Origin of the sequence: Desulfomicrobium apsheronum (assembly GCF_900114115.1) — a bacterium.
Taxonomy (GTDB): Bacteria; Desulfobacterota; Desulfovibrionia; order Desulfovibrionales; family Desulfomicrobiaceae; genus Desulfomicrobium; species Desulfomicrobium apsheronum.
This window is the reverse complement of sequence record NZ_FORX01000019.1, coordinates 1-12,879: the sequence shown is the minus strand read 5'-3', so window position 1 is coordinate 12,879 and position 12,879 is coordinate 1. Positions and strand designations below refer to the sequence as shown.

Annotated in this window: 15 protein-coding genes and 1 pseudogene; 4 read left to right on the top strand and 12 right to left on the bottom strand. The window is 51.0% G+C overall.

The window, feature by feature from the left end:
• Window positions 1-3: 3 nt before the first annotated feature.
• The 3 genes from BMZ40_RS15290 to BMZ40_RS15280 all read left to right on the top strand — a co-directional run bounded on the left by BMZ40_RS15290 (window position 4) and on the right by BMZ40_RS15280 (window position 2,899).
• Window positions 4-1,662 (top strand): response regulator receiver domain, encoded by a 1,659-nt coding sequence (locus BMZ40_RS15290; protein ID WP_092377763.1) that lies wholly within the window; start codon window positions 4-6, stop codon window positions 1,660-1,662.
• 3 nt (window positions 1,663-1,665) lie between these two features.
• Entirely contained in the window at window positions 1,666-2,442 is a 777-nt protein-coding gene (locus BMZ40_RS15285; protein ID WP_092377759.1) for a protein NO VEIN domain-containing protein, read from the top strand.
• A gap of 154 nt (window positions 2,443-2,596) precedes the next feature.
• Window positions 2,597-2,899: a hypothetical protein gene (locus BMZ40_RS15280; protein WP_092377756.1), complete on the top strand. Its 303-nt coding sequence runs from the start codon at window positions 2,597-2,599 to the stop codon at window positions 2,897-2,899.
• A gap of 20 nt (window positions 2,900-2,919) precedes the next feature.
• Here the strand turns inward: BMZ40_RS15280 and BMZ40_RS15275 are convergent, their stop codons facing one another.
• The 4 genes from BMZ40_RS15275 to BMZ40_RS15260 form a co-directional block, all read right to left on the bottom strand.
• Complete coding sequence (locus BMZ40_RS15275) at window positions 2,920-4,236, bottom strand: IS5 family transposase (RefSeq protein WP_092377753.1); 1,317 nt, start codon at window positions 4,234-4,236, stop codon at window positions 2,920-2,922.
• A 303-nt stretch (window positions 4,237-4,539) separates the two neighbouring features.
• Window positions 4,540-5,547 (bottom strand): Lnb N-terminal periplasmic domain-containing protein, encoded by a 1,008-nt coding sequence (locus BMZ40_RS15270; RefSeq protein ID WP_092377750.1) that lies wholly within the window; start codon window positions 5,545-5,547, stop codon window positions 4,540-4,542.
• Between the two features lie 263 nt (window positions 5,548-5,810).
• Window positions 5,811-6,365, bottom strand: a complete 555-nt coding sequence (locus tag BMZ40_RS15265; protein ID WP_092377747.1) for a lipid-binding SYLF domain-containing protein — start codon at window positions 6,363-6,365, stop codon at window positions 5,811-5,813.
• A gap of 60 nt (window positions 6,366-6,425) precedes the next feature.
• Window positions 6,426-6,770 (bottom strand): carbohydrate porin, encoded by a 345-nt coding sequence (locus tag BMZ40_RS15260; protein ID WP_245751126.1) that lies wholly within the window; start codon window positions 6,768-6,770, stop codon window positions 6,426-6,428.
• Window positions 6,771-6,892: 122 nt separating this feature from the next.
• Here BMZ40_RS15260 and BMZ40_RS20210 point away from each other — a divergent pair, with 122 nt between their 5' ends.
• The gene (locus BMZ40_RS20210) at window positions 6,893-7,201 is read left to right on the top strand and encodes an integrase core domain-containing protein (protein WP_092377744.1); all 309 of its coding nucleotides are present in this window, start codon (window positions 6,893-6,895) and stop codon (window positions 7,199-7,201) included.
• A 33-nt stretch (window positions 7,202-7,234) separates the two neighbouring features.
• Here BMZ40_RS20210 and BMZ40_RS15250 read toward each other — a convergent pair whose 3' ends face one another.
• From BMZ40_RS15250 to BMZ40_RS19680, 8 genes and pseudogenes are all read right to left on the bottom strand, one after another.
• Entirely contained in the window at window positions 7,235-7,591 is a 357-nt protein-coding gene (locus BMZ40_RS15250; RefSeq protein WP_092377742.1) for an MGMT family protein, read from the bottom strand.
• 166 nt (window positions 7,592-7,757) lie between these two features.
• Window positions 7,758-8,027, bottom strand: coding sequence for a carboxymuconolactone decarboxylase family protein (locus BMZ40_RS15245; RefSeq protein ID WP_342707909.1), 270 nt, complete (start codon window positions 8,025-8,027; stop codon window positions 7,758-7,760).
• Complete coding sequence (locus tag BMZ40_RS20120; RefSeq protein ID WP_342707908.1) at window positions 7,981-8,139, bottom strand: hypothetical protein; 159 nt, start codon at window positions 8,137-8,139, stop codon at window positions 7,981-7,983. The genes BMZ40_RS15245 and BMZ40_RS20120 overlap by 47 nt, the downstream gene beginning before the upstream one ends.
• 458 nt (window positions 8,140-8,597) lie before the next feature.
• Window positions 8,598-9,224 carry a hypothetical protein gene (locus BMZ40_RS15240; protein WP_092377739.1) on the bottom strand — a complete coding sequence of 209 codons (627 nt, stop codon included), beginning with the start codon at window positions 9,222-9,224 and terminating at the stop codon, window positions 8,598-8,600.
• A 33-nt stretch (window positions 9,225-9,257) separates the two neighbouring features.
• The gene (locus tag BMZ40_RS15235) at window positions 9,258-9,710 is read right to left on the bottom strand and encodes a hypothetical protein (RefSeq protein ID WP_092377736.1); all 453 of its coding nucleotides are present in this window, start codon (window positions 9,708-9,710) and stop codon (window positions 9,258-9,260) included.
• A 448-nt stretch (window positions 9,711-10,158) separates the two neighbouring features.
• Window positions 10,159-10,940: pseudogene (locus BMZ40_RS15230) on the bottom strand (IS3 family transposase); the annotation flags it as partial.
• Between the two features lie 62 nt (window positions 10,941-11,002).
• Complete coding sequence (locus tag BMZ40_RS19685) at window positions 11,003-11,962, bottom strand: hypothetical protein (protein ID WP_177193214.1); 960 nt, start codon at window positions 11,960-11,962, stop codon at window positions 11,003-11,005.
• A gap of 65 nt (window positions 11,963-12,027) precedes the next feature.
• A partial coding sequence (locus BMZ40_RS19680) for a hypothetical protein (protein WP_218143786.1) occupies window positions 12,028-12,879 on the bottom strand: 852 nt, incomplete at its 5' end.

The window sequence follows — 12,879 nt, the reverse complement described above, 5'->3', positions numbered from 1 at the left end:
TAGATGTCAGATTTTCAAAGTCTGTCTAGATCTGCAATGGCCAGTTTTCTTCAACACGTTGTAGTCGTTGATGATAGGGCATACAAAGAAAAAGATGACACCCCGAAGCCTGATCTCACTGCGCCTGGAAGGGGCGATGCACGCCCAAAGCCCAACAAAGAACTCATAAGTGTAAGTGCTCCTGAACATCGGTTGCGTACCAAGATTTTAGTTGAGAGCTTCGCAGACTTTGGCCTCGTTTGTTCTGTTCTTGAACCAGACCAAAATAGCAACAACGACAGTATTGTGCTCAAGGTTGCTCAACGAGCTGACATCGTGGTTTTAGATTGGAAAATTCATGAGACTTACGGTGAAATAACTCTTGGGCTGATTAATAGAATACTCAAAGATGATTCGTCCGATAGATTACGGTTGTTTGCTATTTATACTGGAGAAAATGATCTATTTAAAATAGCGGATGCGGTTAAGGGGCTATTCAAACCAGATGATATTATCAATCGGAACGATGGTCTTTTATTTAGTGCTGGGCCTGTTACTGTAACAATACTAGCAAAAGAAGACACTAAAGTTAATCCTGAATTCAAAAATCGAGTTATTAAAGAAGAGAATCTGCCAACTAAATTAATATTGGAATTTTCTCAAACAACTTCCGGGTTGATGGCAAACGTTGTACTAGAAGCTTTTGCAGCTATTCGTTCCAATGCACACAGCATCCTCAGCAAGTTTCCTCCTGAGATGGATGCCCCATATGTTGCACACCGGATCTTGTCAGATCCACCTGAAGAAGCTGAATCTCATGTTGTCCCACTTGTAATGGCTGAGATAGAAAATGTAGTTGGCGGGGATAATAAAGTTAATCATCATTTAAAGACTTGCAATATATACAAATGGTTACATAACAAGCTGAGATTTGGCGACCATAGTTGCTACTTGGACGTGCCTCTTTGTGGTGACATGAAACTTAGGTATGCGGCGAGATTTTATGTTCATCATTTAATGAAATTGGTTAAGAATGGGATAGAGCACCAATACTCAGAGAAAGATCCTCCCAATCTTCAAGCGCTAATAAAATCGATCAAAAATAATAACAAAAATTTGAGTGAACTGACAGGCTTGTTCTGCGCTAATGGACAACGCGAGCTATTGGACAGGGATTTTGCAGTGCTGACATCTGTCAAATCTGTTTATGGGAGCACTGCGCCTACATTAAGGCTTGGATCAATTATTGCGAAGGTAAGCAGTTCTAAACAATTCAAAAAGGTTGATTCATATCTACTATGCATTCAACCTGTTTGTGACAGTGTGAGGCTAGACGGCACTGGTAGAGTTTTTCCATTTTTAAAACTTATCGAAAAGACTAAACCTAAGCATAAAATATTTGCCGTATTGCCGCATGGTGATGGACATTTAGAACTTGTTTTAAGTCTTAAGAGTTATGATTTGTCATTGATCAAATTCAAGCCAAGCTCTTCGGGTAAACCAATTGTTGCTCAGAAAAGTGAGATGAAATGGTACTTCGACGCTGGCGAAGAGGATGTTAAGTATCAGTGGTTAGCTGATTTAAAAACTGCACAAGCCCAAAGAGTAGCAAATGATTTTGCTAGAGAAGTTTCACGAGTCGGGCTTACTGAATCAGACTGGCTTCGTCGAATGGCAAAATAAAATATGAGCCAGATGAAACCTCAGAATCAACTCGCTCTCGTGGTTGCGTACTACTTATCTCGATTTGATGCCAAAGCATATGAAGCGCTTGGCTACGGGAGTCAGGCTAAGGCTCATGACGCGATAGCAAGTGCGATTGGCGTAAAGCCTGCTACGCTTTCGAACATGCGCGATGAGTTCGACCCAGCCTTCGATAATCCGAGAAAAGGCTGGCATAAGAGGGAGATGCATCCAACTCGAAAAAAAATCATCGCGCTATTTCAAGACTTTTCTGGAGAGTCGCTTTTGGCTTTGGTCCAAGGAATTATCAAAAATAAAGAACATACCCTTCCACGCGGAGTATTGGCCGAAATTGATGCTCCAGTGGACACCAATACTGTTTTTGTACCCCGAGGCCCGACCGGTCGAAAGGCTGAAGAGTACTTCTTAGACATTTGGCAAACTTTGGGACTGCCAGCTTCCGATTCGGTCTTGGATACTCGGGACCAAGGGTGCGGCTACGATTTTCTACTAGATGGCACTACCCCACAAATTGCTGTTGAGGTAAAAGGGCTGGCGGGCAACGATGGCGGGATATTATTTACTGACAAGGAGTGGGAAACCGCCAAAAAAATGCAAGATAACTACTATTTGCTTGTTGTTCGAAATGTATACAATTCACCCCGTCACCAGATTGTTCACAATCCTTATAGCAAGTTGAGAACACAGCAACAATTGCGAACTGCAATTCAGATTAGCTGGCACGTTTCAAGCTTCGATTTGAAACAAAGCTTAGACTAGAGAACGTGCGGAACATAGGGAAAACATCTATAGACAAAATATATTCACATTTACGCGAAAAGAATTTTTTTTCAGTAGTCTAAGACGTGAATAGCTAGCTTGTACACAAAATTTTACGATGAATAAACATCTTGTACCAATCCTCGCAGACGCAATGCGTACATATTACACCGCTGACAACTTGCATGAGTTGTGCGATCTTTACGATGAGCAGCTTGAGTGGGATCACTTCCGCGACGAACCCGCCCATATCGCTATCGCCAAACGCCTGATTATACAGATAGAGCACGGCAACAACCGAAAGATACTGGAAACTTTGCTGCCCAGCCTCTTCGTTCGATGTAGCGAGATGATCGCGGCAACGTCATGGGAGCGAAGAAACTTCCACGAAAAGATGGAGGCACGCCTCGAAAAACTCCAGTCGCTTTTGGACAGTCCGGTAACTAGTCAGTCCTGAAAAACTCTCAAAACGGTCCATCAGGCACAAGCCTGTAGTGGCCGAGCATTGGGTCGAAATACGTGCCCCAGCAATTTGAGGCACAAAAAATACAGAATCCAGATGAACTTCCGGAAGTTGAAGGCCGCACAGGCCATGAACAGGTTCACGGAATCGCCGATCCGGCCTTTGAGGTAGTTTCGAAGCATTCTGTGATCGTTCTTGAGATGGCCGATGATTGGTTCGATGGCGGCCCTGCGGCGAAAACGTGCCCGAGCTTGGCGCTTTTCGTGCTCAGTTTTTGGGCCTTTGCCTGATTCTGGAATCTCGATGCGGGTCGTCCCGATTTTACGCTTACCTCGATATCCACGGTCGCAAATCGCCATGGTCGGCCTTTTGCCTACGATACTCTCGACTTGGGTAAGCACTGCGGGAAGAGTGTGGCCATCAAAGGGGTTGTCCGAGAAGGACAGTGCACCAACGATGATGCCATTGGTCTTGGTCACGGTCACGGATGCCTTGGCGCCGAACTCGTATTTCTTGTGAGCCTTCCCTTTGCTGATGCAGGAAACGTCTGGCTCATGGAGGCTGTAAATTTTGCCCGTGTCGGAGCGCTGCTGGCGTTGAACGCGGTCGTAGAGGTCAAGAGACTGCCGGTGAATCTCCAACGCTTCCGGGGAAAGCTTCCGTCTCATATCGCGGATCAGGACACCGGCAATAGTCCGCAAACGCCTGATAGCTCGCTGGGCCTCGCCCTGTTTGCGGCCTTTTGATTTGAAACGAATGGTCCTCAGCAGCTTTTTGACCTCACGCTGGTAGCTGCGCCGGAGTTTGACGTCTTCCAGTTTGGCCATGATGCGGCAACGTGTCACGATCTTGGTCAGCAGCTTGGTGTCCGTGGGAAAAGTGATGTTCTTTTCCTGTACGGTGGAGTCCACGACAACTTCCTCTTCTTTGGCCTTGTCGCAATGGAGGGTCACGGAGACTTCAAAAATTTTGCGCACACCGTCTTCTCCGATCCGACGCCGAAAATAGGTCAACTCGGACGGATCACACGGCAGCTTCCAGGTGAAGCGCTGCTGGCCGCAGAAGGCTTGGAAGTAAGGATTCTGAACCCAGATCTCGACGACGCGCTCATCGCTCAGGTTTTCAAGCTGTTTGAGGATGAGAAGCCCAACCATTAAACGGACGGGCTTGGCTGGGCGACCGGATGCAGCATAAAGCGGACGAAAGCTGTCCTCAAAAACCTGCCATGGAATGGCCTTGGCCAACCCCAGAAGGTGGTGTCGAGGATCGAGCTGATCGATCAGATCTGGGCAGAGGAAGCTGCGCTGACGGTCCGATTTTTTGGGCTGCATCGTTGGTAACCTCGGAGTGATTTCGACCAGAAAAAATGCATTTTCACTGCATCACTGGTTATTTGAAATACATTATCTCCGATTAAATTTCAATTAATTTCAGCATATTGTCATGTTTTTCAGGGCTGACTATCTAACCCGCGGCTCTTACTTTTGCAGGGTCATTCGCATCATACGCTCCTTTTCGGAGGACAGAGGCAAACGTGGAAAATCAAGATTCAAGATCTGGCCCTCGATTTTCCAGAAAAACGATCCCCGCAACGAGCCAGCAGACGCGGCAAAATGCACCATGAAACCGCATGATCAGAACTCCATTCCCGGCAACCCCAGGCGGATCCGGCGTGAAAAATCCTCCGTCTCGCCGACGGCCTTGGCGGTCGGGTTGACGAGGCTGCGCTTCTTCAGTTCGGCAAAGGGGAACGTCTGGTCGATTCTCCCCCTTTCGTAAAGCATCTCGTCGAGGTAGCCGTTGGCTATTAAACGCCAGTCGAAGCTCGCTTCGGGGTTAAACCGGTTGGTGTGGCGCAGGATGCCGGTCGTGCAGTTGGCCCCGATCGCCCGGTACCATTCGGGGCTTGCCTTGAGGCTGTTGATCTGTCGCAGGTAGTCGAGCAGCACCTTGCGGGCGAAATCCATCGGGACATCGAGCCGATAGAGGTACACGTCCTCGCCGGCGCGGAAGTTGGTCCTCAACCGGACCAGATCCCGCTCGTCAGCCACCGCGTAGGTCAACTCGAACTGCTTGAAGAAGCCCTTGACCGCCGAGTAGGCCTCGCCCACCTCCTTGCGCGTCTCGATGGAGAGGCACAGGTAGCTGCCGTCGCTGAAACCGAAACTGACCATGGTATGGGCGATGCCAGGCGCCCCCCAGTGGACCAGAAAGAGGTCCATGCTCCTCAATTGGGCCAGGTCGAAGGTCCGGTCGTAGTGGCGCACCGTGTAGTCGGTTTCGGTGCGGTACTCGCAGTTGCGGATATTGTGGACAGTGACGTTGTCGTCCCGGACTTCGGCCCAGGGGAGAACCGCCACATCCGGTTGCCAGTCCCGATCGTTGGAGGGAGGGATCAGCGCCCACCATGCGGCGAACACCGCCCCGAAAAGGACAAGGAAGGCGCCCCACGCCCGCCGTCTTTTCTTCCAGAGACCCGCGAGAACGAGGCCCGCGGCCACCAGGGCGAAGATCGCGCTGGCGGCCGGGCGCAGCGCCTGCGGCAGATTGGAGTAATAAATGGCCAACGTGCCCAGGCAGGCCAATACGGCAAGGCCAAGAAAGGCCGCCACTCTGCCGATAGCACGAATGATGCGGCCCATTTCATCGCCGTTGAAGACATTCCTTTCATTTCTCTCTTATTTTTCCCTATCAAACGGAGCGGGCCTGACTCCCCGGTATCGCCGGAAGCTTCAGATCTTGGAGCGGCAGCTTCGCGCCATGGTGAGACCGGCTCCAGGTAACCACCTCTTCCCGGGCGCAGTGGCCCCGGAAAACGGATACATGCCGGGCGGCCTGAAGGATCGGGCTGACCAACAGGCGCATGCACCACTCGCTTCCGGGGCAGTTTCGATATTGTCGGCTACTAGTCGGGATTGATCCTGGTGATCTTGGACCCCTGCAGACTGAGGCCGGCCATCAGGCCCTTCTGCCCGAAAATGAAGGCATAGATGTCGTCTTTGGCGGTCGAAGTGGTCAGGCTCTTGGCCAACCCCTCATCCATGACCACCACCGTGGGGCCGACGCCAACTTCCCAGCCCTGGCTCTTCTTCAGGTAATTGAGGGCGCTGTCGTTCATCAGAAACATGGCGTAACCGAAGGTCTGCGCTCCGGCCTGAAGCCCGTAGGAAGCTGCGACAGTGTTGTAGTACCCGACGGTCTTGCCGTCGACCCGCAACGCCCCTTCACCATACTGCCCGCCGACGATCAGCCCGGCTTTGACGACATCCGGAAAGACCAGCACCCCTTTACAGACCTTGGCCAGTTCGGCAGCAGCCGGCGTGCTCGCATAGAGCTTCTCCAGAGCCAGATTGACGGCCTTGTCGATTTCACCGGCGGTTGCGGCCCGGGCGGAGCCGGAAAAAAACGAGCATCCGAGAAACAGGACCAAGAAAGGCATAATCAGACGAATCTTACGCATGTTGTCCTCCTGTTGCTGAGTATTTCCAACCATTGCCTGTAAAAGGCGCACCTGTGAAGCTCAAAACCGAACTCCGATACGCACGCCAGCCAGGTAGATGTCATCCATATCCTCGAAATTCCCGCTGGAGTCCACCGTCCTGTCCAGGGCCGGGGAAATGAACTGGAAGTTCGGACTGACGTTGAGCCAGGGCGTTACGGAAACATTGAAGAAGACCTCGATCGCATCTTCGTGATCAAGACCCAGCTCAAACCTGTCACGCATGAAGGGCACAAAGGCGTCGCTGAACTCCGTGCGCGCCCACCCAATTCCGAAGTCATCCAGCGGCCGGCCCGGCACGATGCCCGTGCCGACCAATCCCAGGGAATAGCTGTACTTGATCGGGTTGGCTTTGCCGTCACTCATTCCGGCGCTGAATGTCTTCTCCCGTCGCATAGTCGGCTGGAGTATGAAATGACGGATGACAGACGACCTCGTGATCACGGCGTTCAACAACGCCGTGATTCGAAGGGGGTCCCTCACAAAGGATGGTTTTTCATTCTGATCGGGGATCTCAATATTGCAGCAAGCGATTTCAGTCCTTGGTGCAGGGGATCGGTGGAATCCAAAGCATGAGCGGCACTGGCTCCTGCTATGACAACGCGATAACGGAATTGTTCTTCGGAACCATGAAGAGAGAACTCGTGCACCACTGCTCCTTCGAGAGCAGGCTCGAAGCTCAAAGTCAGATATTTCGATATATTGAATGTTTTTACAACCGCCGGCGCAGACATTCGTCGATTGGTTATCAAACGCCTGAGGAATATGAGCGGCTGTTCATCAGGATAGCCGTTTAGGGAAACAAACGTGTCCGCTATTGCGAAGACAGGTCAGTCTGTCTCTTTTGCCCTCAGAGACCCAGCCCCAATATCCGACCCCGACCCCAGCAGAAAGCGCTCCAGATCAATGCGGCCGGTACCGTCAAACTCGACGCCCTCGTTTTCGAGCAACCGCTTCTGATCTTCGTAACCCTGGGAGACCCGCAATGCGATGCGTCCTTCCCGGTTGACCACGCGGTGCCAGGGCAACCCTTCTGAGTGCGAGCACGTGTGAAGAATCCGCGCGACCTGCCGGGCGGCCCGCAGGTTTCCGGCCATGCCAGCGATCTGTCCGTAGGTGGCCACCCTGCCCCGGGGAATGCTGTGGATGGCTTCGATCACCCGGATGGTGAAGGATTGGTGCGTCATGAATCGGGAAGCCGTTGGTATCTCATGTTGATGGTCATCGTCCGGACGTGCCTAAAGCCGGGCGCATGGAACCCGTGCGAGTCCCATGCACCGGCATAGGCCGTGTGTCTGTCGTTTTCAAGCGACTTCCTTGAGTGTCGTGGCTGCCTGAGGATGGGGCGAGCCTTTATCCCCTGCCGTCGGCCCGCCGCTCGGCGAACACCTCCTTGGCCGCGAAGAGCCCGTTCAGGGCTGCGGGAAAACCGGCGTAGGCCGACATCTGCATGATGACCTCGACAATCTCCTCCCTCGTGCAGCCGACATTGAGGGCGGCGTGCAGGTGGATCCGGAGCTGCGGTCCGGCCGTCCCCAGCGCGGTCAGGGCCGCGACCACGGCGATTTCCCGGCTTTTAAGGTCCAGGCCCCGGCCTGGAGTAAATGTCTCCGAAGCATTCAACGAGGTAGCGCCCGAAGTACGGCGCGATGTCCTCCAGGCTCTCGATCACCTTTTCCCCGACGCTGCCATCGACCTTTGCGAGCATGGCGAGTCCCGTCTCGTAGCGTGTCATAGTCTCCTCTCCTTGTTGAGTGTTTGTCCTCTTTCGATTGAAGTAGGAGCCCGGAGAGGCTTTGCATCGTACTTTTTTTGCGATACCTTTTCGAATCTCCTTGGCATCCGTTTGGGGCTGATAGCCCGCACTGATCTCGAAGCCCTCGCGGAGAGCCTGGTACGACTGGCCGAGGATGCACAGACGTTGCCAGGCGCACCACGCAAGAAAGGGGTTGGATGCGAACATCCAGCCCCTTGATTTTCCGGAGTCAGGAAAAGAAACGATCTCTCGACAAACTCATCACGAAAAGCCCAAAGAAATTCAATCCACTACAGCCGCCCTTTAAGAACAACTCATGATTGAAAGGAGTTTACATTTTCTGTACATAAAGTTTGCTGAATTCATTATTACAAATATCTAGTCCGCGAAAAAATCCACACCCGCCATTCGTGAAACATATGCGAAAATTGAATGGCTCAAAATGACAAAGCATCGCGAACTTCTTTCTTATTAAAAAGATATCCTATGCGCCGTCCGAATTCAGATGAGACCGTATCTGAATTTTTGGACGCACTGATCTGCGCGCCACCAATTGCCTCCTCGAACTTCATGTCATTTTTAATCAAAAGACTTCCACTATCATTGTATATACTCAAAACAAGGTCACAATAAAGTGTTATGTTCATATATACATCAGACTTCCATTCATTGATAGTTAGTATAATTACACGAGCAACATTATTTTGTAATGCGATGTCGCCAAGAGATTTTTTATCAAACTCCTTATTTACACTGACAACATCATATCCAGAATCATTCAGGGCACGCGTAACGGATTCCTTCATATCCATAGCCAGTGGATTACCTGATGCCGTCGTCACGTCAAAAGGATTCCCAAAGCCGCCTCTTTGCAATCCAACGAAATTTGGCTTCTTTTTTTCACTCTGAACATATGGCCGCAAATCCTCAACATCGAAAATAATCTTTTTGTGCATTTCAGACTTCACTGGTAAAGATATTGTACGTGTATGATAATCGTATTTATTTCCAACTGCACAACCTGTAACAACAAACAACATGCAAATGAGTGCAAGTTTTTTCATGCAACCTCCAGAATAATCTACAAGATTACTGTTTTATATTGATTTATCAGCGTTACGTTTGAACAAATCTTGAAGCACTTCTTCTATCATCACCTCCGGATCTTTCCTGGCGAGCGACGTCCGATACGACCGACCGGAAGTGAACGTGAAATTAGACTCAGGATCATGAAATTCAATTGTTATTTCAATCATGTAATTCGTAATATCCCACATCCACCTATCCCTGTACGTAACAAGGACATCCACAGAATCAGGCGGAGTTGGACTTACTCCAGAAGTGGCATTGAATCCATAAACATTCAGCTTTTCGGCGATAATTTTTTCCAACCCCCGTTTATCCGGCGCAAAATTTTGCACATAAAATGTTTTGAGCTCTCCAAGATTAACATTCGGATCTGAATCAGACTTCACAATCACGTTAGCACACCCTGTAAAAGCAATAAGTGAAACCAATACAATCAATTTGGAAAAAAATTTCCCACGCATAGGTAAATCTCCATCGTAAATATTTTTACTTTTTAAAAATTAGCGCAAAAAATCAAGGCTCACCATAAACGTTGCTGAATATTTTCCAGTTCTGCATCTGACTTTCATTTGAAAAAAAGCTTGTCAAAACATCGAACAGAAAGGTGCAACTTTGTTATCGCAAAAAAAGACATGATGACAAGATCAATCCATTGTAAGACAAATTTATGACAACCGTCCAACTGCAGCAGTCTTTTGCCTAAAGCATGTTGGAATAGCTTCTTATTCGGCCGGATACTTACTTATGACAGGGGGTCAGACAACGTAAGACAATGATTCGGTCGGAGGCTGGTTGCCATCCCAAGATGAAAATAAATGCATATCAGTAAATTATGTGCGTCAAGTTCAGCAAATTTACCACGGCATGATGGGACAGTGAGTGACCTACCGGGAAACTTCGGACCACCCAATTTTTAAGGCTTTTCCTGCGGTTCAGGTTTTTTCCATACTGACGACAGAAGTGTTCGGGCGACATGTTGTTCAGGCTTGAATGCGGGCGAACGGAGTTGTAGTGCCGCCTCCACTCCTCGATCACAACCCGAGCCTCGGCCCGACACCGGAACCATTCCACCGAGAGGCATTCGTCGCGAAATTTGCCGTTAAAACTCGCGTTCAAACCGTTCTGCCAGGGCTTGCCTGGCTCAATCAGCGCCAGATCCAGAGACTCCCGAGTCGCCCATTTGAGCAGCGCCTTCGACACTAACTCCGGTCCGTTATCAGAACGCAGGCTGAGAGGGGCTCCTCGTTTGCTGATCAGGTGAGACAGCACCTCGATTACCCGACCCGATCTGATGCTCCCGGCAACGTCTATAGCCAGGCATTCGCGCCTATACTCGTCCACCAACCACAGTCAGACATTTGATCTGATGAGCGCTTGTGCAGGCGTCGTAGACAAAGTCATAGGCCCACAGTTCGTTTGTTCCCATCGGAAGTCGTGGTCTCGGACGGGATGCCGCCCACTCGTTTTCGAGGCTGCTTCCTGGCACCTGTAATCCGACCTTGGTCCATAGTCGGAACGACTTGTCAACGCCCATGACATGCCCCAGACGTTCCATGAACACGCTGATCCGGCGGATATCCAAAGCGCAGATATGTCGCAGCCAAGCCTGCCATGGCCGCCATCAACGGCTTTTCCCGGGCCTCCAGTCGTGACTCATAGTGGCGCGACGACCGGGAAGTGGCAACAGGAGCGCGGAGCAGAACCGAAAGCCATCCGATTCTGCTCCACTGGTTCATCCTTCACTCTGTCCGATTCATGATCTTCTGCCGTAATATTCCCGCACCGTGGTGAACTTGGTCATGACAGTGTCCCAGATGTGCAGGGCCTTTTCCTTCGCGCTCTCGGGGCAGGTTATTTTAAGCTCAATATCGGGTTTTTCCGGGTCTTTTCCTGATCCTGGGTATTTCCAGGAGGCGGACAGCCTGAGTTCATCGTCATCCTTGTTGCCTATGAGGTATACTTCCTCCAGCCCTACCATTCCGGCCAGCGTCCGTTTTTGAGAACGCAGCACATGCAGCCTGATGCCGTGTTTCCTGGCCACAGATAATCCAGTGAATATGCTCTTTGGGAATTCATGAGTGCAGGAGGGGCTGGTATGGAAAGACAATCTAATTGTGGGCCTGGAAGCACCGGCTGGCCATGTGGCTCCGAGGCTCGCCCGCTCATGCCAGGTCTTCAGCCCTTCCACCCTGCCCCCGGCCGAAAAGAAGCTGTCCGGAGCCACGTTCTTGTTGCCGAAGCGGTAGTGTTTGAACAGATTCAGGATTCGACCTTCCATGTCGAGGCATTCTTGGCCAATGGGGTAAAATCGACTTTCTTTAAGGCGCAAAATAGCCTCGGGCAGACCTATGTGCACATCAATGTAATGGTCTGCCATATCGTCGCCATAACAAAGAAGCATGGCCGGATATCCAAAGAGGTGACTGACGTCCTCTTCGGCCAAACCACCTTGACTGGCGGGACCAAGTTTTCCGCCTTCAACATACCGTTTCCGGGCTTGCGTTCTCACCGGCATCCAAACTTCCTGCAGGTACTCTTCACGATCCCGGCCTCTTTTCCAGGCAATTTCATCGATGGTTATTTTATTTACTTTGTGAATGCCTGCGCCCAGTTCCATATCCTTGGGAACAGGGATCATGAAGCGCCCTATGGGGAACATGGTCACAGGACAGGGGGGCAAGTTTGGATTCGGGCTGGCGGTGTCGATGGTCATGTAATGGCATCCTCCAAGAATTAGGGTGAGCAGCAAGATGGACAGGGTCGGGAAAGGGTTCAGCCTCATGTGAACTCCCCTTTCAGCCAGCCAATGCAGAGATTGTGAACAACTCTCTTGACCGCAGCCAGCGCATCGCCCTTCTTGTCCACGAAGAACGACGCGTGCACCTCATGGTTGACCTGCCCGGTGCAAAGCCTGCATTCCCTGTTCGGTCCGAACCAGAGCGGCAGGAGATGCAGGTGCTTGCCCCAGTCATCCACCTCTGGATCCATGGCCGTTGCGGAACTGAGCGGCACCGTTCCGTCGCCCTGATGGCGGAGAGGGTCGTCCGTCAGACCGGAAACCTCTTCTCCGGCCGCGGTCATGCGCAGCAGATAGAGGCGCAGACCCTGTTCGCGGATGCGTTTCTGGAGTTTAAAGAGCAATGCGTTGCCTGGAACCACATCGCCTAACGCGCCGTCAGCGTCCCTCCAGCGCACCTCGCCGTATTTCCCGAAACGGTTGAAGTCGGGCACGCAGTTCAGATCCTTCAGATACCGCAGCGGCTCGTCATCGCGTGAATATCTCTCAATTTGCGCGTCCAGGACATGCTGCGTGATGTCTCTTGCAAGCCAGCACACTTCGGTGATGGTCGTATGTTCGCCGTTGCTGAAGAACTGGATTGTGCGCGGATGACTGTATGGCCCGATGAGATCGTGAACTTCCTTCGCATGAATGAGGCGTTTCTTGAGATTGCAGGCGATACTTTCTGACGTCTCTGGCTGGCATTCAGCAGAATTATCTTGGCCAAGGGCCTTTTCAATTGCCTCGCCGTCCTCAGCATGCGGCTGAAACCATTCGCCATGGATGAGGCCCCAGTAGTCCTTGTGGTGGCTTTTGGCGTAGATTTCCTCATACGGATCGTTTTTCGGGTA

What these genes read in the sequence shown, in the direction of transcription:
- BMZ40_RS15290 (WP_092377763.1), top strand. Translation starts at nt 4, where the DNA reads ATGTCAGATTTTCAAAGTCTGTCTAGATCTGCAATGGCCAGTTTTCTT.
- BMZ40_RS15285 (WP_092377759.1), top strand. Translation starts at nt 1,666, where the DNA reads ATGAGCCAGATGAAACCTCAGAATCAACTCGCTCTCGTGGTTGCGTAC.
- BMZ40_RS15280 (WP_092377756.1), top strand. Translation starts at nt 2,597, where the DNA reads ATGCGTACATATTACACCGCTGACAACTTGCATGAGTTGTGCGATCTT.
- BMZ40_RS15275 (WP_092377753.1), bottom strand. Translation starts at nt 4,236, where the DNA reads ATGCAGCCCAAAAAATCGGACCGTCAGCGCAGCTTCCTCTGCCCAGAT.
- BMZ40_RS15270 (WP_092377750.1), bottom strand. Translation starts at nt 5,547, where the DNA reads ATGGGCCGCATCATTCGTGCTATCGGCAGAGTGGCGGCCTTTCTTGGC.
- BMZ40_RS15265 (WP_092377747.1), bottom strand. Translation starts at nt 6,365, where the DNA reads ATGCGTAAGATTCGTCTGATTATGCCTTTCTTGGTCCTGTTTCTCGGA.
- BMZ40_RS15260 (WP_245751126.1), bottom strand. Translation starts at nt 6,770, where the DNA reads ATGAGTGACGGCAAAGCCAACCCGATCAAGTACAGCTATTCCCTGGGA.
- BMZ40_RS20210 (WP_092377744.1), top strand. Translation starts at nt 6,893, where the DNA reads ATGGTTTTTCATTCTGATCGGGGATCTCAATATTGCAGCAAGCGATTT.
- BMZ40_RS15250 (WP_092377742.1), bottom strand. Translation starts at nt 7,591, where the DNA reads ATGACGCACCAATCCTTCACCATCCGGGTGATCGAAGCCATCCACAGC.
- BMZ40_RS20120 (WP_342707908.1), bottom strand. Translation starts at nt 8,139, where the DNA reads ATGACACGCTACGAGACGGGACTCGCCATGCTCGCAAAGGTCGATGGC.
- BMZ40_RS15240 (WP_092377739.1), bottom strand. Translation starts at nt 9,224, where the DNA reads ATGAAAAAACTTGCACTCATTTGCATGTTGTTTGTTGTTACAGGTTGT.
- BMZ40_RS15235 (WP_092377736.1), bottom strand. Translation starts at nt 9,710, where the DNA reads ATGCGTGGGAAATTTTTTTCCAAATTGATTGTATTGGTTTCACTTATT.
- BMZ40_RS19685 (WP_177193214.1), bottom strand. Translation starts at nt 11,962, where the DNA reads ATGACCATCGACACCGCCAGCCCGAATCCAAACTTGCCCCCCTGTCCT.